Below are 1468 nucleotides of genomic sequence, written 5' to 3'. Positions count from 1 at the left end.
TGGATCGGATCAGAGCGCGATCGGCTCTGGAGACGGCCAAGGAACAGCCGGTGATCACGGCCATCGCCGTACTACCGGTGCTGGCGGTGCTCGGTGTCGTGTGGGCGCTCGCGGGTTTCGGCTGGGCGCTGCTGCTCCTGCTGATCATGGCGGGAGTCGTGGTGTGGAAGGGCAAGCTGTTCGGCTGAGCCCGAGCCCGCCCTGCCCGGGCGGCTAACGCGGCACGTGGAAGCGCACCAGCTCACCCGTGCCCGGGTCGGCGTCTGCCCACAGCCGGTCGAATTCGAGCACGGCCAGGGCCGAGGTGGGGAACTTCTCGCTCATCTCCCCGGCCGGGCCGGAGTTCCGGTTGGCCGCCAATTCCCATGCGGTCCAGGGCATTCCGGGGGAATGGCCGACCAGCAGCAGGGTCTCCACGGCCGGATCGGTGAGCTGCACCAGTTCGATCAGGGTGTGCGGGGACGCCTCGTAGATCGACTTCTCGTAGGACACCGGCGCGGTGACCTCGGTGGCCGCCAGCGTCTCCCGGGTCCGGGTCGCGGTGGAGCACAGCACGGCGTCGATTTCCGGCTGGGTGGCGCGCAGCCACTCGCCCGCCAGTGCCGCCTCGCGCCGCCCGCGCGCGGCCAGCGGCCGGTCGTGGTCGGCCACGCCCTCGGGGTATCCGGACTTGCCGTGCCGCATCAGGATGAGAGTCCGCACCATACGCACTACGGTAGGTGTCCTCGAGTGGAGCCCGGAGACCGGACTCACAGCGGTGCTGCCAGGTGCCGCCGCGAGACACTGCTCACACTCGAGGCACACTGGTGGTTGGCGGCACACAGCTGTGCCGACACCCGTTGGAATGCCGCCTATATTAGAACGTGTTCTACCGACCCTGCTCGAACCCCGAGCGGAGTAGCACCACGCGACAGTTTCGAGGATCTGCGAGATATGGCCTATGTGATCACGCAGCGTTGTTGCAACGACGCCAGCTGCGTACCCGAGTGTCCGGTCGATTGCATTCGTCCCACGCCCGAGCAACGCGAGTTCGCGACGACGGAGCAGCTCTACATCGACCCGGATACCTGCATCGACTGCGGCGCCTGCGTCGACGCCTGCCCGGTCGACGCGATCTTCTCCGAGGACGATCTGCTCGCCTCGCTGGGGCGGTTCCGCGATATCAACGCCGCCTACTTCCAGCGTCACCCGCTGGAGTCCAACTTCGAGCCGCTGGTCGCCCCGACCCGCGCGCCCAAGGAGCTGGGTACGCTGCGCGTCGCCATCGTGGGCGCCGGCCCCGCGGCCTGCTACGCCGCCGAGGAGCTACTGCGTCGCGCCGACGTCGAGGTGGAGCTGTTCGACCGGCTGCCCACGCCGTACGGCCTGGTGCGCGCGGGTGTCGCGCCCGACCACCCGGGCACCAAGTCGGTGGCCAACCTGTTCGAGTCGGCCTTCCGGCGCGAGGCGCTGCAGTACCGGCTGAACG

General features: G+C 68.9%; 3 protein-coding genes. 2 read left to right on the top strand and 1 reads right to left on the bottom strand.

What is annotated here, in order from left to right:
• Positions 1 to 188: hypothetical protein (locus tag ACIRS4_RS36815; protein WP_404204406.1), on the top strand; the 188-nt coding region annotated here is incomplete at its 5' end.
• Between the two features lie 25 nt (positions 189 to 213).
• Here ACIRS4_RS36815 and ACIRS4_RS36810 read toward each other — a convergent pair.
• A complete protein-coding gene (locus ACIRS4_RS36810) occupies positions 214 to 705 on the bottom strand; it encodes a SixA phosphatase family protein (protein WP_404204403.1) in 492 nt (163 codons plus the stop codon).
• A 228-nt stretch (positions 706 to 933) separates the two neighbouring features.
• On the opposite strand from ACIRS4_RS36810, the gene ACIRS4_RS36805 reads away from it, so the two are divergent.
• Positions 934 to 1468, top strand: a 535-nt coding sequence (locus ACIRS4_RS36805; protein ID WP_404204401.1) for a 4Fe-4S binding protein, incomplete at its 3' end; no start/stop codon positions are given.

Origin of the sequence: Streptomyces sp. NPDC101166 (assembly GCF_044768125.1) — a bacterium.
Classification (GTDB): Bacteria; Actinomycetota; Actinomycetes; order Streptomycetales; family Streptomycetaceae; genus Streptomyces.
This window is presented reverse-complemented; position numbering and strand designations above follow the sequence as displayed.